Source organism: Streptomyces spirodelae (genome assembly GCF_017676385.1).
GTDB lineage: Bacteria > Actinomycetota > Actinomycetes > Streptomycetales > Streptomycetaceae > Streptomyces > Streptomyces spirodelae.
In genome coordinates this window covers 1-23,036 of record NZ_JAFFZN010000015.1, presented here as the reverse complement: position 1 = coordinate 23,036, position 23,036 = coordinate 1, and the positions used below count along the sequence as shown (strand labels likewise).

23 protein-coding genes are annotated in these 23,036 nt (G+C 72.6%); 5 read left to right on the top strand and 18 right to left on the bottom strand.

The window, feature by feature from the left end; all coding sequences use genetic code 11:
* Positions 1-93 precede the first annotated feature (93 nt).
* The 6 genes from JW592_RS17235 to paaA form a co-directional block, all read right to left on the bottom strand.
* Positions 94-1,197, bottom strand: coding sequence for an acyl-CoA dehydrogenase family protein (locus tag JW592_RS17235; RefSeq protein WP_209266015.1), 1,104 nt, complete (start codon positions 1,195-1,197; stop codon positions 94-96).
* Between the two features lie 208 nt (positions 1,198-1,405).
* Positions 1,406-2,482: a 2Fe-2S iron-sulfur cluster-binding protein gene (locus JW592_RS17230; protein ID WP_209266014.1), complete on the bottom strand. Its 1,077-nt coding sequence runs from the start codon at positions 2,480-2,482 to the stop codon at positions 1,406-1,408.
* Positions 2,483-2,484: 2 nt separating this feature from the next.
* Positions 2,485-3,102 (bottom strand): 1,2-phenylacetyl-CoA epoxidase subunit PaaD, encoded by a 618-nt coding sequence (gene paaD, locus JW592_RS17225; RefSeq protein WP_209266013.1) that lies wholly within the window; start codon positions 3,100-3,102, stop codon positions 2,485-2,487.
* The gene (gene paaC, locus JW592_RS17220; RefSeq protein WP_209266012.1) at positions 3,096-3,818 is read right to left on the bottom strand and encodes a 1,2-phenylacetyl-CoA epoxidase subunit PaaC; all 723 of its coding nucleotides are present in this window, start codon (positions 3,816-3,818) and stop codon (positions 3,096-3,098) included. Before paaC ends, paaD begins: the two co-directional genes overlap by 7 nt.
* Positions 3,815-4,099, bottom strand: a complete 285-nt coding sequence (gene paaB / locus JW592_RS17215; RefSeq protein WP_209266011.1) for a 1,2-phenylacetyl-CoA epoxidase subunit PaaB — start codon at positions 4,097-4,099, stop codon at positions 3,815-3,817. Before paaB ends, paaC begins: the two co-directional genes overlap by 4 nt.
* Positions 4,096-5,121, bottom strand: coding sequence for a 1,2-phenylacetyl-CoA epoxidase subunit PaaA (paaA, locus tag JW592_RS17210; protein ID WP_209266010.1), 1,026 nt, complete (start codon positions 5,119-5,121; stop codon positions 4,096-4,098). The genes paaB and paaA overlap by 4 nt, the downstream gene beginning before the upstream one ends.
* Positions 5,122-5,317: 196 nt before the next feature.
* Between paaA and JW592_RS17205 the strand changes: the two genes are divergently transcribed.
* Genes JW592_RS17205 through JW592_RS17195 form a run of 3 tightly spaced genes read left to right on the top strand, consistent with a single transcriptional unit; the run spans position 5,318 to position 8,091 of the window.
* A complete protein-coding gene (locus JW592_RS17205; RefSeq protein WP_209266009.1) occupies positions 5,318-5,995 on the top strand; it encodes a DUF5819 family protein in 678 nt (225 codons plus the stop codon).
* Positions 5,992-7,338 carry an HTTM domain-containing protein gene (locus JW592_RS17200; protein ID WP_209266008.1) on the top strand — a complete coding sequence of 449 codons (1,347 nt, stop codon included), beginning with the start codon at positions 5,992-5,994 and terminating at the stop codon, positions 7,336-7,338. The genes JW592_RS17205 and JW592_RS17200 overlap by 4 nt, the downstream gene beginning before the upstream one ends.
* A gap of 9 nt (positions 7,339-7,347) precedes the next feature.
* A complete protein-coding gene (locus JW592_RS17195) occupies positions 7,348-8,091 on the top strand; it encodes a TrmH family RNA methyltransferase (RefSeq protein WP_209266007.1) in 744 nt (247 codons plus the stop codon).
* Between the two features lie 39 nt (positions 8,092-8,130).
* On the opposite strand, the gene JW592_RS17190 is transcribed toward JW592_RS17195, so the two are convergent.
* The 10 genes from JW592_RS17190 to pdhA all read right to left on the bottom strand — a co-directional run bounded on the left by JW592_RS17190 (position 8,131) and on the right by pdhA (position 18,927).
* Positions 8,131-8,697, bottom strand: coding sequence for a bacterial proteasome activator family protein (locus JW592_RS17190; RefSeq protein ID WP_209266006.1), 567 nt, complete (start codon positions 8,695-8,697; stop codon positions 8,131-8,133).
* A 50-nt stretch (positions 8,698-8,747) separates the two neighbouring features.
* Positions 8,748-9,599, bottom strand: a complete 852-nt coding sequence (locus JW592_RS17185; RefSeq protein ID WP_209266005.1) for a hypothetical protein — start codon at positions 9,597-9,599, stop codon at positions 8,748-8,750.
* Between the two features lie 500 nt (positions 9,600-10,099).
* Positions 10,100-11,083: an NAD(P)H-quinone oxidoreductase gene (locus tag JW592_RS17180; RefSeq protein ID WP_209266004.1), complete on the bottom strand. Its 984-nt coding sequence runs from the start codon at positions 11,081-11,083 to the stop codon at positions 10,100-10,102.
* Between the two features lie 55 nt (positions 11,084-11,138).
* The gene (locus tag JW592_RS17175) at positions 11,139-11,306 is read right to left on the bottom strand and encodes a hypothetical protein (RefSeq protein WP_209266003.1); all 168 of its coding nucleotides are present in this window, start codon (positions 11,304-11,306) and stop codon (positions 11,139-11,141) included.
* A gap of 115 nt (positions 11,307-11,421) precedes the next feature.
* Positions 11,422-12,507, bottom strand: coding sequence for a potassium channel family protein (locus JW592_RS17170; RefSeq protein WP_307805444.1), 1,086 nt, complete (start codon positions 12,505-12,507; stop codon positions 11,422-11,424).
* A complete protein-coding gene (locus tag JW592_RS17165; protein WP_209266002.1) occupies positions 12,501-14,210 on the bottom strand; it encodes a molybdopterin molybdotransferase MoeA in 1,710 nt (569 codons plus the stop codon). Before JW592_RS17165 ends, JW592_RS17170 begins: the two co-directional genes overlap by 7 nt.
* Positions 14,207-15,172 carry a DUF6457 domain-containing protein gene (locus tag JW592_RS17160; protein WP_307805448.1) on the bottom strand — a complete coding sequence of 322 codons (966 nt, stop codon included), beginning with the start codon at positions 15,170-15,172 and terminating at the stop codon, positions 14,207-14,209. Before JW592_RS17160 ends, JW592_RS17165 begins: the two co-directional genes overlap by 4 nt.
* A gap of 133 nt (positions 15,173-15,305) precedes the next feature.
* A complete protein-coding gene (locus JW592_RS17155) occupies positions 15,306-16,637 on the bottom strand; it encodes a dihydrolipoamide acetyltransferase family protein (RefSeq protein ID WP_209266000.1) in 1,332 nt (443 codons plus the stop codon).
* Positions 16,637-17,731 carry an alpha-ketoacid dehydrogenase subunit beta gene (locus tag JW592_RS17150; RefSeq protein ID WP_209265999.1) on the bottom strand — a complete coding sequence of 365 codons (1,095 nt, stop codon included), beginning with the start codon at positions 17,729-17,731 and terminating at the stop codon, positions 16,637-16,639. Before JW592_RS17150 ends, JW592_RS17155 begins: the two co-directional genes overlap by 1 nt.
* Positions 17,728-18,927 (bottom strand): pyruvate dehydrogenase (acetyl-transferring) E1 component subunit alpha, encoded by a 1,200-nt coding sequence (pdhA, locus tag JW592_RS17145; protein WP_209265998.1) that lies wholly within the window; start codon positions 18,925-18,927, stop codon positions 17,728-17,730. The genes JW592_RS17150 and pdhA overlap by 4 nt, the downstream gene beginning before the upstream one ends.
* Positions 18,928-19,191: 264 nt before the next feature.
* Between pdhA and JW592_RS17140 the strand changes: the two genes are divergently transcribed.
* Entirely contained in the window at positions 19,192-19,689 is a 498-nt protein-coding gene (locus JW592_RS17140; protein WP_209266141.1) for an Lrp/AsnC family transcriptional regulator, read from the top strand.
* A 100-nt stretch (positions 19,690-19,789) separates the two neighbouring features.
* Here the strand turns inward: JW592_RS17140 and JW592_RS17135 are convergent, their stop codons facing one another.
* Positions 19,790-20,422 (bottom strand): TetR/AcrR family transcriptional regulator, encoded by a 633-nt coding sequence (locus JW592_RS17135; protein ID WP_209265997.1) that lies wholly within the window; start codon positions 20,420-20,422, stop codon positions 19,790-19,792.
* A gap of 180 nt (positions 20,423-20,602) precedes the next feature.
* Here JW592_RS17135 and paaN point away from each other — a divergent pair, with 180 nt between their 5' ends.
* Entirely contained in the window at positions 20,603-22,309 is a 1,707-nt protein-coding gene (gene paaN / locus JW592_RS17130; protein WP_209265996.1) for a phenylacetic acid degradation protein PaaN, read from the top strand.
* Positions 22,310-22,457: 148 nt separating this feature from the next.
* Here the strand turns inward: paaN and JW592_RS17125 are convergent.
* On the bottom strand, positions 22,458-23,036 hold a 579-nt coding region (locus JW592_RS17125), incomplete at its 5' end, for a PASTA domain-containing protein (protein WP_209265995.1).

Below are 23,036 nucleotides of genomic sequence, written 5' to 3'. Positions count from 1 at the left end.
CTGTCCCTGCCCGTGCCGTGGTCTGCGGGCTGCGGGCTGCGGGCCCATGGCGTGGCTTGTCGCGCTGTTCCCCGCGCCCCCGGGGCCAGGCTCTCAGCCGGTGGCGAGGAGGTCCGCGAGGGCTTCCTCCTGGGCCGCGGCCGATCCATGGGAGAGCTCCCACTGCTTGGCCCAGGCATGGAACCGGTGCAGCGGATAGTCGGTGTCGGCGCCCATCCCGCCGTGCAGATGCTGCGCTGTCTGCACCACCCGGCGCATCCCGTCGGCCGCCCACATCTTGGCGACCGCCACCTCGGCCGGCTCCAGCCGCCAGGCCGCCTTCCAGAGGGTGGCCTCCATCGCGCGCAGGTCGATGTAGCGGTCAGCGGCCTGGACCGCCACCGCCTGGAACGTGGCGAGAGGGAACCCGAACTGTTCCCGGCGGCTGACGTACTCGCCGGTCATCTCCAGCACCCGGCTGCCCAGGCCGAGCGCCAGCGCACAGGTGCCGGTCGCCAGCAGCCGGTGCAGCCTGCCCGGCGCCCCGGGGTGGTCGACGACGTCACGCGACCGTACGCGCACACTGGCCAGTTCCACCTCCGCATAGCGCTCGCCGTTGGTGGACGCCTGCTCGGCCGCCGAGACGCCCCCGGCGGCGGGTGCCACCAACGCCAGCAGCGGCCGGCCGTCGGCCGTGTGCGCCGGTACGACGACGAGGTCGGCCGTCGCAGCCCATGGAACGGCCGTCTGTACGCCGTCCAGCAGCCAGCCGTCCTCATCGGGCTCCGGGCTCGCTGTGACGGCACGCTCGGCAGGCTCATGGCCGGTGCGGCCCTGCCCGGCGACGGTGAGCGCCAGCTCGCCCGCCGCGACCCGTGGCAGCAGCGCGGCGCACAGCTCCTCGGTGCCGTGGGCGGCGAGGGTGAACGCCGCCGCGCTGGTCTCCAGCAGCGGCACGCGTGCCAGGGCACGGCCGGCCTCGCGCAGCACCAGACACAGCGCCACCGGGTCGAGACCTAGGCCGCCGTGGTGTGCGGGCACGGCGAGCCCGAGCAGGTCGGAGCGCGCCAGTTGCCGCCACAGCGCACGGTCGAAGTCGTCGGCGACGGTTCCCTGTGCCACCGCCGGACTCTCCACCGCGTCCGGTGCCACCTGTGAGAAGACGGCCCTGGCGGCCTCCTGGGCGGCCTGCTGCTCTTCGCTGAAGCTGAAATCCATGGCGCTCTCGCTCTCCCCGGTGTCCTGTGAGCGGTGCGGCTCGCTCGGTCTGGTTGGAGCTGACGTACCGTCAGATTAGGGCTGCAGCTCGAACTTCACCAGAGGCCGTAACGGGACACCGGGCCGCACCAGGGCGCTCCAGACCAGGGCGCTCCAGACCAGGGCGCTCCAGGGCTCCAGCCGCTCCAGGGCGTATCAGGGTGCGCTTTCAGGCGTCGAAGTCAATCTCCACCTTCTCGGTCAGCGGATGCGACTGGCACGCCAGCACATAACCCGCCTCCACCTCCTCCGGCTCCAAGGCGAAGTTGCGGTCCATATGGACCTCCCCGCCGAGCAGCCGGGCCCGGCAGGTGCCGCAGACCCCTCCCTTGCAGGCGTAGGGGGCGTCGGTCCTGTTCCGCAGCACCGTCTCCAGCAGCGTCTCCCCCTCCTGCGCGGGCCAACTGCCGCCGCGTCCGGCCAGGGTGGCGCTCACCGTCGCGGAGCCGGACAGCCCTCGGGTGGGCGGTGGCTGGGGCACTGTGCCCGCGCCCGCGTCCGCGTGGAAGATCTCCTGATGGACGCGGTCCCGGGGCACGTCCAGCGTCCGCAGCGCTCTGCTCGCACCCTCCACCAGTCCGAGCGGGCCGCACAGATACCAGCCGTCCATCTCCCGTACTCCGGAGGCGGTCAGCAGCGCGGGCAGCAGTGCCGTCAGCCGTTCCTCGTCCAGGCGGCCGGAGGGCAGGCCGCTGTGCTGCTCCTCCCGGGAGAGGGCCGTCACCAGGTGGAAGCGGTCGGGCCAGCGGTCCTTCAGGTCGGCGACCTCGTCCAGGAACATCGTCGAGGCAGCGGTGCGGTCGCTGCGTATCAGACAGAAGCGGGCCCCGGGCTCGTCGGCCAGCAGCGTTCCGGCCATGGACAGCACCGGCGTGATGCCGCTGCCGCCCACGACGGCGGCATACCGGCCCGGACGGGGCTCCAGCACGAAGCGGCCCATGGGCGGCAGCACATCGACCGTGCAGCCCTCGGTCAGCTCCTTGAGCGCGTAGGTGGAGAACTCGCCGCCCTCCACCAGCCTGATGCCCACCCGCAGCGTCGAAGGGCGGGGGCCGGCCGGGTCGCACAGCGAGTAGGTGCGGCGGATCTCCTCGCCTCGTTCGCCCGTCCGCCGCAGGGTGAGGTGCTGTCCTGGGGCGTAGCCGAAGGTCTCGCGCAGCTCGGGCGGGACGTCGAGGGTGAGCGCTGCCGAGTCGTCGGTCAGCCGGTCGAGGGACCTGACGCGCAGCGGGTGGAAGACAGGCACCCTCAGACCTCCTTGAAGTGGTCGAACGGCTCCCGGCAGGCCGTGCAGCGGCGCAGCGCCTTGCAGGCGGTGGAGGAGAACCGGCTGAGCAGCTCCGTCTCCGCCGCCCCGCAGTGCGGGCAGCGGACCGGCTCGGCCTCGCGCGTGGGTTCCGTCGCATGTCTGGTGGGGGAGAGGCCGACCTGGACGGGGGCGGATGCGCGGGCGCCGGGGCGTGGGGGTGCGATGCCGTACTCGGCGAGCTTGCGGCGGCCCTCCTCGCTGATGTCGTCGCTCGACCAGGGCGGCGAGAGCACCGTGTGGACCTCGACCTTCTCGGCGCCGGCCTCGGTGCGCAGCACCCGCTCGATGTCGGCCGCCATCGCCTCGACCGCCGGGCAGCCGGTGTAGGTGGGGGTCAGCTCGACCAGGACGTGGCCGGGCTCGGGCTCGGTGACCCTGCGCAGTACGCCCAGCTCCGCCAGGGTGATCACCGGGAGCTCCGGATCGGGCACCGACCCGGCCAGCTCCGCGAGGGACCTCGGCCGGGAGCTCTCCCCGACAGGGGCAGGGGCAGCGGCGGCCGTGTCCGAGGGAGAGCCGGAGGCGGCGGCAGCGGCGGAGCCTGAAGCGGTCACCATGTGGCCCCCGGGTGGCTGCGGTGCAGATGCTGCATCTCGGCGAGCAGCCGGCCGAACGGCTCGGTGTGCAGCCCCTGGCGGCCGGCCCCGGCGGCCCAGGCGTCCTTTCCGGGGCCCTGGGGGACGGTCAGGCCCGCGCGGCCGAACACCTCACGGATGTCCGCTTTCCACTCCTCGGCCAGCTCCTGCCACTCCACCTCCAGCCCTTCGATCGGCTCGAACAGCTCGTCTGTGTACCGCCAGAGCGCGTCGGCGGCGCGCTGGGTGCGGGCGTGGCTCTCCTCGGTGCCGTCACCCAGCCGCACCGTCCACTGCTCGGCGTGGTCGCGGTGGTAGGCCGTCTCGCGGACCGCCTTGGCCGCCAGCGGGAGCACCGGGGCCAGCCGGGCGTAGAGCGGCTGTTGGTAGGCGGAGAAGAACAGCTGCCGCACGATGGTGTGCGCGAAGTCGCCATTGGGCTGCTCGACCAACTGGCAGTTGCGGAAAGCGCGTTCTTCCCGCAGATAGGCGATCTCGTCCTCGCTGCCCAGCACATCGGAGAGCCCGGCGTAGAGCGCGCGGGCCTGGCCCAGCAGATCCAGGGCGATATTGGCCAGCGCCACCTCCTCCTCCAGGACGGGGGCATGCCCCGCCCATTCGCCCAGGCGCTGGGAGAGGATCAGCGCGTCGTCGCCGAGGGGGAGGGTGGCCAGGGACTGCGGTGCTGTGGCTGTCACAGGTTCCGCACCCCCTCCGGGACCTCGTAGAACGTCGGGTGGCGGTACGCCTTGTCGGCGGCGGGCTCGAAGAAGGGGTCCTTCTCGTCAGGTGAGGAAGCGGTGATCTCGCTGGAGGGAACCACCCACAGGGAGACGCCCTCGCTGCGGCGGGTGAACAGATCCCGGGCGTTACGGAGCGCCATCTGCGCGTCCGGGGCGTGCAGGCTTCCCGCGTGCGTGTGCGAGAGGCCGCGCCTGCTGCGTACGAAGACCTCCCACAGGGGCCAGTCGGCGCTCATGACGCACTCCTCGCTGCGTGTTTGGCGGCGTGGGCCGCGGCCGCCTCGCGGACCCAGGCGCCGTTCTCGTGTGCCGTACGGCGCCGGCGCAGCCGCTGCTCGTTGCAGGGGCCGTTGCCCTTGAGCACCTGGCGGAACTCCTCCCAGTCGATCGCGCCGAAGTCCCAGTGGCCCCGCTCCTCGTTCCAGCGCAGGTCGGGATCGGGCAGGGTGAGACCCAGCGCCTCAGCTTGGGGTACGCAGATGTCCACGAAGCGCTGGCGGAGCTCGTCGTTGGAGTGCCGCTTGATCTTCCACGCCATGGACTGGGCGCTGTGCGCCGACTCGTCGTCCGGCGGGCCGAACATCATCAGCGAGGGCCACCACCAGCGGTCCACCGCGTCCTGTGCCATCGCACACTGGGCCTCGGTGCCCCTGGCCAGGGCGAGCAGCAGCTCGTAGCCCTGGCGCTGGTGGAAGGACTCCTCCTTGCAGATCCTGACCATGGCGCGGGCGTAGGGGCCGTACGAGCAGCGGCACAGCGGGACCTGGTTGGTGATGGCGGCGCCGTCCACCAGCCAGCCGATCGCTCCGACGTCCGCCCAGGTCAGCGTGGGGTAGTTGAAGATCGACGAATACTTCTGGCGGCCGTCGTGCAGCTTGTCGAGCAGCTCCTCGCGGCTCGCGCCCAGCGTCTCGGCCGCGCCATAGAGATACAGGCCGTGGCCTGCCTCGTCCTGCACCTTGGCCATCAGGATCGCCTTGCGGCGCAGCGAGGGTGCGCGGGTGATCCAGTTGGCCTCCGGCTGCATGCCGATGATCTCGGAGTGCGCATGCTGGGCGATCTGGCGGATGAGGGTGGAGCGGTAGGCGTCCGGCATCCAGTCCCGCGGCTCGATGCGCTCGTCGGCGGCCACGGCCGCATCGAAGGCTTCCTGCAGGGCGCCTTCGGCCTCCGGGCCGCCGGGCTCGGCCGCGCCTGGCCCACCGTGCGCTTCCGCTCCCGCCGTGCCCCCGCGCGGCGGTGATGTCACCGATGTCATACAGCCCCCTGATCCCTCGGTGTCCAGCCGACCGACCGATCGTTCGGTTCAAGGATGGGCGCGGGTTCCGAGGCTGTCAAGGGCGAATGCCACCGACCGGCGGGGGCAGGCGCCCGGGCCCCAGTACCCTCTGAGAGTCTCTGAGGCGGACCGGCCCGGTCATGGGCATGGAGAACATGGGGAGCAGGGGTAGGGCATGGAGCCAGCGGCGCACCAGGCGCCCGGGGGGGAAGGCACGCGCGGGATCGCCGCGCTCTCGCTGCCCGCGCGGATCTTCGTGGCGATAGCCGTGGCCGTCGTCACGGTCGGAATCGCGTTCCACGTGGCGATGGTCTTTCTGCAGACGGCGCCGGACAACACCATCAGCAAACGGCACGGGGAACTCGTCGACTCGTACGTCTACCCGGAGTTCGAGCGCAACTGGAAGCTGTTCGCCCCCAATCCCCTCCAGCAGAACGTCGCCGTGCACGCCCGCGCGACCGTGACCAAGCGCGACGGCAGCACCGAGAACACCGGCTGGGTCAACCTCAGCGCCATGGACGGTGAGGCGATCCACGGCAATCCGGCCCCCAGCCACACCCAGCAGAACGAACTGCGCCGCGCCTGGGAGTTCTACGCCGACAACCACGACGAGAAGGGCAAGCCCATCGGGCTGCGCGGCCGACTCTCCGAGCAGTACATCAAGCGCATCGTGATGCGGCGCTTCGGGCCCGAGCTCAACGGCGGCAGCGTCGAGCGCATCCAGGTGCGCTCCGCCGTCACCCCGGTCGCCCCGCCCGAGTGGAGCGAGGAGAGGGCCCAGGTGAAGACCACGTACAGCACCCAGCCCTGGTGGCAGGTCACCAGCGCCGACCTTCCGGGAGGCGGCAAGTGACGGACGAGGGACGGTACAGGGGAGCCGAGGGACCCCGCGCCCGGCTCGAACGGTGGATCTCACGCGGCCTGACCCGGATCACCGCGCAGGCACTCGGCCCCTACCAGACGGCGATCGTGCGGATCGGGTTCGGCGCGGCGTGGTTCTTCTTCCTGCTGCGCGAGTGGCCGCACCGGCAGGAGCTGTACGGACCGGACAGCCCGTGGGCCTGGGGTCTGGCCCGGCAGCTGATCGAGACCAACGACGCCTTCACGGTGCTGATGTGGTCCAGCAGCGACAGCTGGTTCCAGCTCGTCTACGTCGTGGCCATGGCCGCCGCCGCGGCAGTGCTGCTGGGCTGGCACACCCGCGCGGCCACCGTGCTGTTCATGGTCGGGGTGCTCTCACTGCAGAACCGCAGCGTCTTCATGGGCGACGGCGGGGACAACATCATCCACCTGATGGCGATCTACCTCGTCTTCACCCGCTGCGCCCAGGTGTGGTCCCTGGACGCCCGGCGGGCCAGGCGCGCCCGGGAGCGCCACGCGTCCCCCGAAGGCCAGTGGGCCCCTGGCGAGCCGTCGGCCCCTGGCGAGCTGCAGCAGATCGCCGGAGGCCAGGAGACGGCGGCCGGCGTCGGGGGTGTGGTGCTGTGGAGCGCGTTCGGTGCCGTACTGCTGGGCAGTACCGTCGCGGGCGGGCTCAGCATCGGCTGGGCGGTCTTCTTCTGGGCGCTGTGGGCCGTGCACGGCCTGTGGTGGGCCGTCAACCGGGCCGCCGTACGAGGCGGCGCGGCGGTGCGCGAGATACGCGACGTGTGCGACATCCTCGCCAACCTCGTCCACAACGGCGTGCTGCTCGTCGTCATGATCGAGGTCTGTCTGGTCTACTCGACGGCCGGCTGGTACAAGATCCAGGGCACCCGCTGGCAGGACGGCACAGCTGTCTACTACCCGATGAACCTGGACTACTTCACGCCCTGGCCCGAGCTGAGCCACCTGCTCGCCGGCAACGGCGTCATGATCTTCCTGGTCACCTACGGCACCGTCGCCACCCAGGTCGCCTTCCCCTTCACCCTGCTCAACAGGCGGGCGAAGAACGTGCTGCTGACCTTCATGATCATGGAGCACCTCAGCATCGCCGTACTGCTCGGGCTGCCGTTCTTCTCGCTGGCGATGATCGCGGCCGACGCGGTCTTCCTCCCCACCGCCTTCCTGGTGTGGCTCGGCCGCCACACCGGAGCGCTGGGTGGCCGGGCGCGGGGTCTGCTGCCGGGCGGCGGCCCCAGGGCGCCCCAGCCGGTGCCCGAGCCGGTCGCCGAGACCCCCAAGGTGTCCGCGTACGGGCCGGGCGGGCAGCCGTAGGGTGGCCGGGTGACGGGTGAGACGGCCGAGACGGCCGAGAGCCGGTGGGCGCGGTACGCCGAGCAGGGCGTGCTGCTGGACGGTTTCCACGCGCTGAAGCACGCGCTGCGGTTCGGCGCGCGGGTCCCGGTCGCGCTCGCCACCGACCGCCGTGCGGCGCTGGCGCTCGCCGCCGAGCTCGCGCCCGACCTGACCGGAGTGCTCGACGGGCTGCTGCGCGAGGTGTCGGTTTCGACGCTGGGCGCCCTGGTGCCCCGCGCGCACCCCACCGGTGTGGCGGCGCTCGCGGTCCCGGAGACCACCGCGCTCCCGGCCGCACCAGAGCGGGAAGCTCCGCTCGTCGTCCTCGACAACCCGCGCAATCTGGGCAACGTGGGCGCCGTCGTACGGCTGGCGGCCGGCGCCGGCGCCGCCGGGGTGCTCACCACCGGGGACCTCGACCCCTGGCACCCCGCCGCGGTACGCGCCGGTGCCGGGCTGCACTTCGCCACTTCGGTGGAGCGGCGCCCGGTGGCCGGGCTGCCGGACGGCCCGCTACTGGCCTTCGACCCGGAAGGCGCGGACCTGCGCACCGTCGAAGTGCCCGCCGGAGCGCTGCTGGCCTTCGGTTCGGAGCGGCACGGCCTCTCACCGCAGATGCGCGCCCGCGCCGACAGCCTGGTGGCTCTTCCGATGCGCCCCCAGGTCTCCAGCTACAACCTGGCCACCAGCGTCGCGATGGCGCTGTACCACTGGCTGGCCAGGCCGAGCTGACGTACGCCCCTGCCCCTGCGGGGCGGGCCCTACAGACGGCTACAGGTAGGGGCCGCCCGTGCGGCGGTGTGCCTCGTTCGGCTGGCCGCCCTCGTCCGGCATGACGCCGGGCGGCAGGGCCCTGCGCATCTGCTCCAACTGGGCGCGGGCCGCCATCTGCTGGGCGAACAGCGCGGTCTGGATGCCGTGGAAGAGCCCCTCCAGCCAGCCGACCAACTGGGCCTGTGCGATGCGCAGCTCGGCGTCCGTGGGCGTCGACTCCTCGGTGAAGGGCAGGGACAGCCGCTCCAGCTCCTCGATCAGCTCGGGAGCGAGCCCGTCCTCCAGCTCCTTGATCGAGCTGGTGTGGATCTCCTTCAGCCGCGCCCTGCTGGCCTCGTCCAGCGGTGCCGCCTTCACTTCCTCGAGAAGCTGCTTGATCATGCTGCCGATCCGCATGACCTTCGCGGGCTGCTCCACCATCTCCGTAACAGGGACCTCAGCCTGCTCATCGCCCTCGCCGTCGCCGTTGCCCTTGGCGGCGGTGCTCCCGAGAGCCATCCCGTCCGGACCCACGACCAGAACCTGCGGGCTCTCCTGCGACTTCTCGTTGCTCGGCTGTGTCATGCCCCCATTCTGCATCCGTCGGACGACCGACGCCGAGCGAGGGCCGAACCTCAGCGCCGGCGCAGCCGCAGGGCCAGGAAAGCGAGCCCCAGCCCCATCAGTGTCAGCCCCGTGCCGAGCGGCAGTACGGGCAGGACCTGCCCGGACGGCTGCGCTGCGACACGGTCACCCTGTCCCTCCGCGCCGTCGCCATCCGGGCTGTCGGGCGCGTACAGGTCGTACTTGCCGATCGACTGGCCGGGCGGGCGCGGTGCGGCGGGGTTCCCGAACGAGGAAGGGGGACGCAGGCCGGACTGCTCGTTCGGGTGACGTACATGTTCCCGGCGCTCTTTCTCGCGCTGCCGCTGCTCCGCTTTCCGGCGTGCGCGCTCCTGACGCTCGCGCAACTGGCGCTCCGCGCGCCGGTGCCGCTCCTTCTGCCGCTCGCGCCGCTCCTGCTCCTCGGCGCGCTCCTTGCGTTCTTTGCGCTTGTCGCTCTCCTCGCGCTCTTCGCGCTCCTCCTGCCGTTCCTGCTTGTCGCGCTCTTCCCGCCGTTGCTGTGCCTTGCGCTGTTGCTGTGCCCTGCGCTGATGCTCCGCGCGCTGTTGCTCCGCGCGGCGCTGCTCCGCGCGGTGCTGTTCCCGCTGTGCCGTTCGCTCTTCCCGGTCCCCCTCCTCGCCTCTCTCCGCGCTTCTCTCCTCCCTGTCGTCCCGCTCCAGGAGCGCCTGGATGACCGGGCTGCCGGGCAGGCGGGCAAGGCCCTCGGAGACGCGCGGACCCGGGGCAGGGGCGCCGGACAGCGGTGACCGGGCGCCCGGCGGGGGCGAGGGAAGCTGCGGCAGTTCGGGCAGCCGGGGTGGCTCGGGCAGCCGGAGGGTTTCCGGCAGCCGGGGTGGCTCGGGCAGGTGAGGCGCTTCGGGCAACAGCGATGACGGGGTCGGCAGGGGCGACCGCAGCAGAGGCGACCGCAGCAGGGGTGAGTCCTGCTCTTCCGGCTCCTCGGGTGCCTCCGAGGCGCTGGAGGACCCGGAGGTGCTGGACGACTCGGAGGCGCTGGAAGACCCGGAGGTACTGGAAGACCCGGAGGCGCTGGACGACTCGGATGCCACGGGCACCTCCGGGAGGGGCGCCCAGGTGTGACCGGGCGCCGCCTGGCCCGTCGGGGGTTCCGTGTGGTCACCCGCGGTGGCGACAGGCGCGGGAAGCGCGAGAAAGGCGCAGGTCAACAAGGTGACCGCAGTGCTCCGTCGCTGAGTGTGCCGCACGACCGTGACCCTTCCGAGCTGGATGGTCCGCAGACCAGACCAGCGTCACACGAAGGGAAAAAATCGGCATTTCGGACAAGGGGATCGAGTGACGGAGGGCTCCGTACGGAGCTGCTCCGCCCCCGTCCCCGGCTCCCGCCCCCTCCCGGGGGCGGCCCTCAGCCCGCCGTGGTCAGCAGGATCTTGCCCACATGGGTGCTCTCGTCCAGCGTGCGGTGCGCACGGGCCGCCTCGCGCATCGGGACGGTGCTGTCGATCACCGGCCGCACCCGGCCGTCGGAGAGCAGCGGCCAGACATGCTCGCGTACGGCCGCCACGATCGCCGCCTTCTCGGTCGGCGGGCGGGCCCGCAGCGAGGTGGCCGTCACCGCACCGCGCTTGGCCAGCAGCGCGCCCAGGTTGAGCTCGCCCTTGGTGCCGCCCTGCATACCGATGACCGCCAGCCGGCCGTTGACCGCGAGGGCCTTGACGTTCCGCTCCAGGTACTTGGCGCCCATGTTGTCGAGGATCACGTCGGCGCCCGCGCCGTCGGTCGCCGTGCGCAGCTCCTCGACGAAGTCCTGTTCGCGGTAGTTGATCAGGATGTCGGCGCCGAGCTCGGCGCACCGCTGGAGCTTCTGAGCAGTGCCCGCCGTCACCGCCACCCGGGCGCCGACCGACTTGGCGAGCTGGATGGCCATGGTGCCGATGCCGCTGGAGCCGCCGTGCACCAGCAGCGTCTCCCCCGGGCGCAGATGCGCCACCATGAAGACGTTCGACCAGACGGTGCAGGTGACCTCGGGGAGACCGGCGGCGGTCCTGATGTCCATGCCGTCGGGGACGGGCAGCAACTGCCCGGACGGTACCGCGACCTTCTCCGCGTAGCCGCCGCCACCGAGCAGCGCGCACACCTTGTCGCCGACCGCCCAGCCGGACACGCCGGGGCCGACTGCGGAGACCCGGCCTGCGCACTCCAGGCCCGGGTAGGGGCTCGTGCCCGGCGGCGGATCGTAGAAGCCCTGGCGCTGCAGAACGTCCGCCCGGTTGACGGCGCTCGCCGCGACGTCGACGAGGACTTCGCCCTCCCCGACTTCCGGGTCCGGGACCTCGGCCCAGACCAGCGCCTCGGGGCCGCCGGGTTCGGGAATCGTGATCGCATGCATGCGGCCGACGCTACCCGCCCCCGCTCGGTGGGCCACGGGGCGGGCGGTGGGCCGGTCAGGCGGCGTAGGTGAAGCGGAGCTTCTGGTCCGGGGTCGGTACATACGCCTGGTGGCAACCGGTGCAGTACCAGAACCAGGAGTCCTCCTTGCCGGGTCCCGTCTCGCGCGTGTCCTTCCACAGCAGGCGTGCCGGGCAGTTGGGGCAGGTGGGCGGCGGGTCCATCGCGTCATCGTCACGCGTGGGCCGCGCTGCGGGCCGCCAGGCGCAACCACAGTCACCTGAAGGGATGAGAGGGGTGGCTGCCCGGCCCCCCGCGCTTGGTCCTGCCGTATACCGCCTACCGCGAGTCGCCCCGTCGCTCGCCGGGTTCCGGGCGTGTCTGCGAGGCGCGGTGGATGACGACCAGCCGGTCGGTGAGCTCCAGGGCGGCCGCGTCCGGGTCGTCGAAGGCGAGGATGCGATGGCCGCGTACGACGGAGACGACCAGGTCGGCGCAGTCCCGTGGGGAGCCTCCCGCCTCGGCCTTGGTGACGGGGCGTTCCTTCAGATCGAGCCCGGTGCCCTGCTGGATGAGATCCTCTATCACCGAGCTGGCGTTCGGGCTGAGCATCGCGAGACCGAGCAGCCGGCCCGCCGCACTGGCGCTGGTGATGACCTGGTCGGCGCCCGACTGCCGCAGCAGCGGCGCGTTCTCCTCCTCACGCACCGCCGCGACGATGCTGATGCGCGGGTTCAGCTGCCGTGCCGTCAGCGTCACCAGCACGGAGGTGTCGTCACGCTGGGGCGCGATCACGATCTGCTTGGCCCGCTGCACCTCTGCCCGTATCAGCACCTCGCTGCGGGTGGCGTCGCCCTCCACCCCGGCGAAGCCTTCCGCGTTGGCGGTCCTGACGGCCTGTGGAAGCGGGTCGATGACGACGATCCGGTCGCGGCGCTGCCCGGTCGAGAGCAGGGTCTGGACGGCCGATCGGCCCTTGGTGCCGAATCCGACGACGACGGTGTGGTCGCGCAACGCGGACCTCCAGCGGTTCAGGCGCCACTGCTGGCGGGTGCGGTCCGTCAGCGCCTCGAGCGTGGTGCCGATGAGAATGATCAGGAACAGCACGCGCAGCGGCGTGACGACGAGCGTGTTGACCAGCCGTGCGCTGTCGGACGCGGGGGTGATGTCGCCGTAGCCGGTCGTGGAGAGCGTGACAGTGGTGTAGTACAGGCAGTCCAGAAACGACACGCCGGCGTCGCTGTTGTCCACATAGCCGTCCCGGTCCAGATAGACCAGCAGCACCGTCACCCACAAGACGACGAGCGCGGTCAGCAGCCGCCGGAGGACCTGCCGCTGCGGACTGATGTCCGGGCGCGGCAGCAGTACCGAGCCCTGCGGCCGCGCCGCACCGCCCGCCCCCGTGTCGCCGGGCCGCTTCACCACGGCACCTCCAGTACGGGCACGTCCGTGCCGGGTGCGCCGCCGCCGGGCGGCACCACGGCCAGCGCGTCGCAGGAGGCCACCCCGCGCAGCATGGCGGGGCCGGAGTACCGCAGGGGCCGGATACGCGCCCGGATGCCGGAACCCTCGTACCGTACGGGCACCAGACGCGTGTCGCGCGGGTGGCCGGAAACCTCGGCGCCCAAGGTGGCCGCGCGCGCCTCCGGTTCGGTCCGGCCAGCGAGAGCGCGCAGCAGCGGTGCCGCCAGGGTGACGAGTCCGGAGAGCGCCGCCAGCGGATTGCCCGGCAGTCCGACCAGATACCTGTCGCGCGGTTGCTTTCCCGCCCCTCGCGGCGCTGTCGCCGGCCCCAGCGCGGCCAGCAGCATGGGGTGCCCGGGACGGACGCGTACTCCGTGCACCAGCAGTTGCGCTTCCAGGCGGCGCAGCGTCGGCTGGAGGTGGTCGACGGGGCCGCTCGCCGTGCCGCCCGTGGTGACGACGACATCGGCCGTCGTGGTGGCCACCGCCTCGTGCAGCGCCTCCGCGTCGTCCCCCAGCAGCCGGGTGACGGTCACCTCGGCGCCCAGGGCCGTCAGCCACGGCTCGACCATCGGCCCGAGCGCGTCCCTGATGCGACCGTCGCGCGGCAGTCCGCGGTGCAGCAGTTCATCCCCCAGGACGAGCACTTCGGCTCGCGGGCGCGGCACGGCCGACAGCTCGTCGTAACCGGCAGCCGCCGCCAGCCCGAGCACGGCGGGGGTGACGGTCAGCCCGGCGGGCAGCAGTTCGTCGCCCTTGCGGCACTCCTGTCCGCGCGGACGGATGTCGGTCCCGGGCTGCGGGGGAGTGGCCGTGCGCAGCCGCGCGCCGGTCCGCTGGGCCGCCTCCGAACGCAGTACGGCGCTGGTGCCGGGCGGGATACGGGCACCGGTCGCGATGCGCACCGCCTCACCGTCGGCGAGCTGCGGCGGCTCGGAGCGGTCACCGGCCAGGACGCCGGGGCGCTCGGTGCCGTCCGCCGCGCGGGCCGGCTCCCAGGGGCCCGGCCCCGACACCGCCCAGCCGTCCATCGCCGAGGTGTCGAACGACGGCAGATCTGTGAGGGCACGCAGCGGCGTGGCGAGGGTGCGGCCCAGAGCGTGCGCCAGTGGCACGGTTTCCGCGGGCAGCACGGTTGCCGCCGAGGCCGCCAGCGCGACGGCCTCGCACCAACTGGGCGGCGGCTTGCGCGCGCTGTTCCCGGTCCCTTCCGCGTTCCTGGACCCTTCGGTGTTCCCGGGGCCCTCCGCGGGGTGGTGAACGCCGCCTCGCAGGGCGTCCGGGGCGTGCTGCGGCGGGCCGTTCCGGTGCCGTCCTGGGCGCTCTCCGGGGTGGCCCGGCGGGACGGGGCCGGTGCCGCCCGCACCGCCGCGACCGCCACTGGTGCGTTCGGCACCGTCCCGCTTGTCGCCGTGTCGGCCGTATTCGCCGTGCCGGCCGCGTTCCCCGCCTGCGTCCCGGCCTCCCCGGCCGGTGGCCTCGTCGGGGCGGCCGTGGTCCTGGGGCTCTCCCATGGGGTCCATCGCGCTCCCGGCGCTCTCGGCGTTCTCGCCCCACTCGATACGGCGGATGCGCTTCAGACGTGGTGCGGGTGGCGGCTCCGGGCGGGTCCGGCCGCTGTTGGCGAGGGCGATGGCCTCGTCGAGTTCGTCGGCGCCGCTCATCGGCCGTCGCTGCCCTCGGAGTTGTCGGGGTTCTCGGGGTTGTCGGAGCTGTCGGCGTTGTCGGGGATCTCGGAGCTGTCGGCGTTGTCGCGGGCTCCGGGGGCCTCGTCGGCCCAGCGCCGGGCCAGCCGCGCCGCCGCCTCGGCCGCCCGTTCGACGTCCCGCGCCGAACCGCCCGCGCGCGCCGCCGCATAGCCCACCAGGAACGTGGTGAGCGGCGCCGCCGGGCGCGCGACACCGTGTGCGGCGTCCCTGGCGAGGTCGAGCAGCGCGGCGGTGTCGACGTCGAGCTCGATGCCGAGTTCGGCCTTGACCGCGGAGATCCATTCTTCCAGCACGGTTTCATGCTCCCTGATGCGGGCCCTCGCTGTGGCGATGTCTTCCCAGGTGTCGCAGTCGAGTGCGGCGGCGGTGACGGAGGAGGTGGTCACCCGGTGCAGCATCAGCCCTTGGAGCACCATGCGCAACGGCAGGCCCACGAGTGTGCCGTACTCGGTACGCAGCAGCGCGAGTTCGCGGCGCAGCGGCTCCATCCGGTAGGCGGCGAGCAGCGGTTGGTCGCGCCCGTCGTACGCGACCGCCGCCTCGCACCCGTCGGGTACGGCGACCAGCGCGCGCACCGCCCGCTCGGAGAGGAACGGCAGGTCGGCCGAGACGACCAGCACGGTGCCGACCGGGCCGTCCGCTGCGGCGGGGCGGTGCCGTGCCGGGCCCTCCAGCGCGTCCAGGCCCGCTTGCAGCCCCGCGAGGGGGCCGCCGCCGGGCGGCTCCTCGCGGGCCCACAGCACCGGCCGGTACGTCGGCCGGCGCGGACCCACCGCCACCGTGGCGGCCGCGTCGGCGCACGCCGCGAGGACGCGGTCGAGCAGCGGCCTGCCGCCCACGGTCACGGCGGGCTTGTCGGCGCCGCCCAGCCGCCTCGCGCCGCCACCGGCGAGGACGAGCGCGGCGTACGGGCGCACGGCGGCACCCGGTGAGGTGCCCGGCGCCGCACGCGGCCGTCCGGCGGCCTCCCGCGCGGTCTGCGGGCGGTCGGGCGGTCCGGCGGCTGAGGGTGGTCCTGGAGCCTGCGTCACGCCTCAGAGCGTACGGAAGTCAGAGCGTGCGCAGCAGTCTCGCCGGATGCTCGACGCAGTCCGCCACATGGCGCAGGAAGCCGCCTGCCGTGCCGCCGTCGCACACCCGGTGGTCGAAGGTGAGCGACAGCTGTACCACGCTGCGGACGGCCAGCTCGTCGTCGACCACCCACGGCTTGCGGGCGATACGGCCGACGCCCAGCATCGCGGCCTCCGGATGGTTGATGATCGGGGTGGAGCCGTCCACACCGAAGACGCCGTAGTTGTTCAGCGTGAACGTGCCGCCCGTCAGCTCGGCCGGGGTGAGCGTGCCCGCGCGGGCGGCCTCGGTGAGCCGGGCCGTCTCGGCGGTGAGCTCTTCGGCGCTCAGCGTGTGCGCGTCCCGTACGACCGGTACGACGAGCCCTCTGTCGGTCTGTGCGGCGAACCCCAGATGCACCTCGGGCAGTACGACGATCTCGCGTGCCTCGGTGTCCACCGTGGAATTGAGCTCGGGGAACCGTGCGAGTGCAGCCGTGCACACCCGCCCCAGCAGCGCGAGCAGCGATATGGGCGCGGGGGAGCTGCCCTGTGCGGTGGCGGTGTTCATCTCCTTGCGCGCGGCGAGGAGTTCGGTGGCGTCCGCGTCCACCCAGCAGCTGGCGTCCGGGATCTCGGCGCGACTGCGCGCGAGCCGTTCGGCAGCCGTTCCGCGCATGCCGCGCAGCGGGATACGGCGCTCCCGCGACGCCTTCTCCGGCGCGCGACTGTGCTGAGCGGCACTGTGCCGGGTGCTGCTCTCCTGTGCGGTGCTTACGGCACGCTCCACATCGGCCCGCAGGATGAGACCGTCCGGGCCGCTGCCCGTCATCGTGCGCAGATCCAGACCGTGCTCGCGGGCCAGGCGGCGCACCAGCGGAGAGATCACCGGGACGGGGGCGCCCCGGTCGGCGCCGGACCGGAGCTCCTCCCCTGCCCCCGTCCCCGCTCCGGGCGCGGCGAAGCCGGGCGGGCGCAGGGCGGCACGGGACCGTCGCCCGGTGGGCTCCGCTGTCCCATAGCCGACCAGCACATTGCCCGAGCCGCCCACATGTTCCGGCTCAGGAGCGGCAGCCGCCTCGCCGCCGGGGCTCACCGCGACGGTGACCAGCGGCGCGCCCACGGCGACCTCGGCGCCCTCCCCGGCGGCGTGCGAGGTGACCACTCCGGCGTACGGGCAGGGGACCTCGACCAGCGCCTTGGCCGTCTCCACCTCGACGACGGGCTCGTCCACCCGCACCGTCTCGCCGACGGCGACCAGCCACCGTACGATCGTCGCCTCTGTCAGCCCCTCCCCCAGGTCCGGCAGCGTGAACTCGCGTACCTCGCCCATCAGACGGCACCTCCGCCCCGGCCTTGACCGAAGCCGCCGCTCTCGGTGAAGCCGCTCTCCCACTGGAGCCGTGCGACGGCGTCCAGAATCCGGTCGACACCCGGCAGGTGGTGCCGCTCCAGCATCGGCGGCGGGTAGGGGATGTCGAACCCGGCGACGCGCAGCACGGGCGCCTCCAGATAGTGGAAGCAGCGCTCGGTGATCCGGGCCGCGATCTCCCCGCCGGGCCCCGCGAAACCGGGCGACTCGTGCACCACCACGGCCCGGCCGGTGCGCCGTACGGAGGCGGCGACCGTCTCCTCGTCGAACGGCACCAGGGAGCGCAGATCGATCACTTCCAGGTCCCAGCCCTCGGCTCCGTCTCCGTGCTCCTCGCGCGCGGCCTCGGCGGCCTCCAGGCAGACCGGCACGGACGGGCCGTAGGTGATCAGCGTCGCGGAGCTGCCCCGCCGCCGTACGACGGCCCGGCCGATACCCGGCACCGCCTCCGGTTCCTGTGGGTCCCAGTCGGCCTTCGACCAGTAGAGCCGCTTGGGTTCGAGGAAGACCACGGGGTCGTCGGATGCGATGGAGGCGCGCAGCAGCCCGTAGGCGTCGGCGACCGTGGCCGGGGTGACGACGTGCAGCCCCGGAGTGGCCATGTAGTACGCCTCCGAGGAGTCGCTGTGGTGCTCCACGCCGCCGATGCCGCCGCCGTAGGGGATGCGCACCGTCAGCGGCATGGGCAGCTTTCCGCGGGTGCGGTTGCGCATCCGGGAGATGTGCGAGACCAGTTGCTCGAACCCGGGGTAGGCGAACGCGTCGAACTGCATCTCCACGACCGGCCGCAGCCCGTACATCGCCATGCCGGCCGCTGTGCCGAGGATGCCCGCCTCCGCCAGGGGTGTGTCGGTGCACCTGTCGGGGCCGAACTCGGCGGTGAGCCCGTCCGTCACCCGGAAGACGCCGCCCAGGGAGCCCACGTCCTCACCGAAGACGTGCACATCGGGGTCGTCGGCCATGGCGTCCCGCAGGGCGTGGCGCAGGGCCTGGCCCATGGTGGCGGGCTTGCGGTCCGCCGCTGCCGCCGCGGGCTGTCGCACCGCTGTGCTCATCGGGTCTCCTCCCCCGCAGTCGTGCTGCCGGCGGACTGTGCGGCGGCGGCCGAGCGCTGCTCCGCCTCCAGCTCGGCCCGCAGCTGGTCCGCCTGGTCGCGCAGCTGGCGCGTCGGCTGCGCGTAGACGTGCGCGAACAGCTCCGCCGGGTCCAGCGGCGGGTCCTGGTGCATCCGCTCGCGCAGCTCGGCGGCCTGCCGCTCGGCCGCCTCCTCGGCCTCCCGCACGGTCGCCTCGTCGAGCAGCCCGCGGTCGCGCAGCTCGCGCTCCAGCAGGGTGACCGGATCGTGCTCCCGCCAGACCTCGACCTCCTGGTCGGTGCGGTAGCGGGTCGCGTCGTCGGCGTTCGTATGGGCCTCGAGCCGGTAGGTGACCGCTTCCACCAGGGTGGGGCCGCCGCCGGCGCGGGCCCGGTCCAGCGCCTCGCACAGCACCTCGTGCACGGCCACCGCGTCGTTGCCGTCCACCAGCCGTCCGGGGATGCCGTAGCCGACCGCCTTGTGCGCCAGGGAGGGCGCCGCGGTCTGCTTGGCCAGCGGTACGGAGATCGCGAAGCCGTTGTTCTGCACCAGGAAGACGGCCGGTGTCTGCCATACGGCGGCGAAATTCAGCGCCTCGTGGAAGTCGCCCTCGCTGGTGCCGCCGTCGCCGACCAGCGCAAGCGCGGCCACCTCGTCGCCCTTCAGCCGCGCGGCGTGTGCCAGCCCGACCGCGTGGGGCAGCTGGGTGGCCAGCGGGGTGCACAGCGGCGCGACCCGGGTGCCGGGTGAGTCGTAGCCGTGGTGCCAGTCGCCGCGCAGCAAGGACAGCACCTCCACCGGGTCCAGGCCGCGCGCCACGGCCGCGAGCGTGTCGCGGTAGCTGGGGAAGAGCCAGTCGCGCTCACCCAGTGCGAGCGCGGCGGCGACCTGGCATGCCTCCTGGCCCCGCGACGACGGGTAGACCGCCAGCCGGCCCTGGCGGGTCAGCGCTGTGGCCTGCTCGTTGAACCGCCTGCCGTGCACCACGGCCGCGTACAGCCGGCGCAGCAGCCCAGCGTCCGGACCCGGTGCCCCGTCCTGGGCCGTACGGGTCCCACGGGTCCCCAGGACGCGGTAGGGCTCGGCGTCGGGGAGGAGCGGTGCGGCGTCCGTGCGGGGGCGCCACGAGGGGGGAGGCGCGGGGGCGTAGGCTCCTGGCTGCTCTAGGACCGTCATGACGAGCACCTCCTCGTGGGCGGGCTGCGGCGCGGGCAGGCGGGGTACGCCTGACACATCGGCGTGCTGGCGCGCCGGCCTGCCGATGGCCGTACCACCGGCAGGCCGGGCCGGTGACCGAGTGGGCCACCCCTACCGATTGTTCGGTCGCCGGCACATTTTGGCTACGGGTGGCCCCGGCCTGTGGACAACTGGCCCGCAAAACCGTTCGATGACCGCAGAGTGTCCATTCAGGGGAGGCGAGGGACCGTGCGGGGTGAACAGATGGCCAACGGCCCCGAGGAGGCGGGACCGCACGCCGGGCACCGGTTTCCCGCCCGGCCGCTGGACGCGATAGACCGCGACATCCTGCGTCTGCTGCGCGCTGACGGGCGGGCTTCCATCCGTTCGGTGGCCGAGCGTGTGCACGTCTCCCGTGCCAACGCCTACGCCCGCATCAACCGGCTCATCGACGACGGGGTGATCCGGGGCTTCAGCGCCCGTATCGACCAGGAGCGCGCGGGCCACGGCGCCTCCGCCTACATCACCCTCAAGATCGTCCAGGATTCGTGGCGCAGCGTCCGCGAGAAGCTCCAAGAGCTGCCGGGCGCCGCCCACATGGCGCTGGTCAGCGGAGACTTCGACGTACTGCTGCTGGTGCACACGCCGGACAACAGGGCGCTGCGCGACCTCGTCCTGACGCGTATCCAGTCGATGCCGGAGGTGCTGAGCACCCGCACCCTGCTGGTGTTCGAGGAGACCGACCTGGAGCCGGGGCCCTGACGGACCTGGAGCCGGGGGCCTGACGGACTTGGGGCCCGGAGGCTTGCCGGATCTGGAGCCCGGGGCGGTGCCGGATCTGGAGCCTTGGCCTCAGGGACGGTCAGCTCGTGCGCAGGCCCGCGAAGGCGGTGCGGACGACGGCCTCGGCGACCTCCGCGCTGGTGTTCGAGCCACCGGATGCGGAGGAGTCGCCACCGGCGGCGCCGTTGTGCGCGACGCGGTCCGGGCGGTACCACTCGGCGATCGAGTTGATCATGCCGAACAGCAGCCGGGTCGCCAGCCGCGCGTCCACATCGGAGCGCAGGTCCCCCTCGGCCGCCGCCTGCTTGACCAGCTCGGCCACCCGCTGGTCGAACTCACGCCGCCGGGACATCGCCCACAGCTCGGTCTCGGTGTTGCCGCGCACCCGCAGCAGCAGCGTCACATAGGGCAGCTCGGCCATCAGGACCTCGACCGTGCGGCGCGTGACGTGCTCCAGCCGCTCCACGGCCCGCCCCTCACGCGCCGGGACCTCCTCCAGCACCGCGAACAGCCCGTCCAGCGCACGGCTTATCCCCCGGCGCAGCAGCTCCTCCTTGCCGCGCACATGGTGGTAGATCGACGACTTGGAGATACCGGCGGCCTTCGAGAGGTGCTCCATCGAGGTGCCGTCGTAGCCCCGCTCGTTGAACACCCGCACGGCGACGGAGAGCAGCGAGTCGGGCGTGTAGGTGTCGCGCTTGACCGTGGGCATGCGGCCGATGCTAGCCGGGCGGCCCGCGGGGCCTTCCGGGCGCTGGGCGAAGTTTTCCACAGGTCTCCGGGCCCCCTTGCACCGACCGATCGTTCGGTAGCAGTATCTACCAGGTGAGCGGCCGCGGCAAAGGCGTCGCCACCCGCATTCCGTCCCAGCTCAGCGAGGAGTTGGTCCCGCGTGACCACCGGTATCGGAACGACCACTGCCCAGCTCATCGACAAGCACCGCCCCACCCTGGACCGCGCGCTGGAAGCGATCCGCAGCAGGGAGTTCTGGACCCCGCATCCCGAGCACCCCAAGGCGTACGGCGAGGGCGCGGCCGAGGAGGGCAAGGCGGCCTTCGACGCGCTGCGCGGCAGCCGCTTCGAGCTGCCGGGCCAACCGGTCTCCGGCGAATGGGTGGCCTCCGAGGTGTCGCCGTACGGACTGGAGCTGGGCATCTCCTACCCCCGCGCGGACGAGGGGGCGATCGACGCGCTGCTGTCGGTGATGCGCGGGGGCCTGCCCGCCTGGCGGAAGGCCGGACCGCAGGCGCGCGCGGCGGTGTGCCTGGAGATCCTGGCCCGGATCAGCGCCCGCACCCACGAGTTCGCCCAGGCCGTGATGCACACCAGCGGCCAGGCGTTCATGATGGCCTTCCAGGCGGGCGGCCCGCACGCGCAGGACCGCGGTATGGAGGCGGTGGCCTACGCCTACGCCGAGCAGGTGCGCACCCCCGAGCGTGCCGCCTGGGAGAAGCCGCAGGGCAAGCGGGAACCGCTGCGGGTCACCAAGGAGTTCACCCCGGTCGGACGCGGTGTCGCGCTGCTGATCGGCTGCAACACCTTCCCCACCTGGAACGGCTTCCCCGGCTTCTTCGCCTCGCTCGCGACCGGCAACGCCGTGCTGGTCAAGCCGCACCCGCGGGCCGTGCTGCCGCTCGCCCTGACGGTGCGGATCGCCCGCGAGGTGCTGGCGGAGGCGGGGTTCGACGCCGATCTGGTGGCGCTGGCAGCCGAGGCGGAGGGCGACGGCATCGCCAAGGACCTGGCCACCCGTCCCGAGATCCGGGTGATCGACTACACCGGGGGCTCGGCGTTCGGCGAGTGGCTGGAGGCCAACGCCCGGCAGGCCCGGGTCTACACCGAGAAGTCGGGCGTGAACACGGTCGTCATCGACTCCACCGACGACTACCAGGGCATGCTCGCCAACCTCGCCTTCTCCCTTTCCCTCTACAGCGGCCAGATGTGCACGACGCCGCAGAACCTGCTGATCCCGGCCGGCGGCATCACCACCGAGTCCGGCCCCAAGTCCTACGACGAGGTGGTGGCCGACCTCGCCGGAGCCGTCGGCAAACTGCTCGGCGACGACGCGCGGGCCAACGCGCTGCTGGGCGCCCTCGTCAACGACCGGGTGCGGGAGCGCCTGGAGGCGGCACCCTCGCTGGGCGAGGTGGCGCTGCCCTCCCGCGCCGTGGCCAACCCGGAGTTCCCCCAGGCCACGGTGCGCACCCCCGCCATCGTCAAGCTGGACGCCACCAAGCCGGAGGCCGAGGCGGCGTATCAGCAGGAGTGCTTCGGCCCTGTCGCCTTCGCCGTGGCCGTCGGCTCCACGGAGGACGCGCTGGAGTTGCTGCGCAACACCTTGCAGGCCAAGGGCGCCATGACGGTCTCCGCCTACACCACCTCGGCACAGGTGGCCCGCCAGGTGGAGGAGGTGTGCTTCGACGAGCCCGCGCAGCTCTCGCTCAATCTGACAGGCGGTGTCTACGTCAACCAGACGGCCGCCTTCAGTGATTTCCACGGCTCGGGCGGCAACCCCGCGGCCAACTGCGCACTGTGCGACGGGGACTTCGTCTCCGGCCGGTTCCGAGTGGTGGAGGTGCGCCGGATGACACAGGAGTGAGCCGGGCGGCCCGCACAGCACGGTGCCCCCGGGCGGGACACCCGGGGGCACTCAGCGGCACTCGACAGCTCTCAGTGACTCTCAGCCTTACTGGCTCTCGGCGGCTCAGTGACTCTCAGCGTCACTGGCTCTCGGCGGGCTGCCCGTCTCAGTCGGCCGGCTGGCCGGTGGAGACCGTCAGGTCGATCTTGTCCTTCTTCGGGTCGAAGTCGTCCAGGGAGTCAGGGCTCTGCTCCAGGACGGTGTTCTTGCCCCAGACGTTCTCGTCCTCCTTGGTCACCTCACCGAGCTTCCAGCCGGCGGCGCGCAGGCATGCCTTGACGGAGGTGAGGTCCTTGATCGTCATGTCGGGGACCATGACCTTGCTCTTGTCGCTGTAGGACTCAGTGGCGTCGGTGCACTTCGAGGAGTCGATGGTGCGGCTCTTGTCGGGTCCCTTGAAGCCGCCGGAGTCCGAGCCGCCGTCGTTGGTGGTGGAGTCCCCGTCGTCGCCGGTGCTGGCGGTCGGGGAGGGCTTGGGCTTGGCGGTGGGCTTGGGGTCGGGGTCGTCCCCGCCGCTGGTGAGCCCGATGATCACAAAGACCAGGGCGACGATGACGGCCACGGCTGCCAGGCCGTAGCCGGCCATGGCGCCGGGTGAGGGCTTCTTGCCGCCCGAGCCTCCGTTGCCGCCCGGCGCGGAGCCGTGCGCACCGATCGTGTAGGGCGGCGGCGTGGAGGGGCCGCC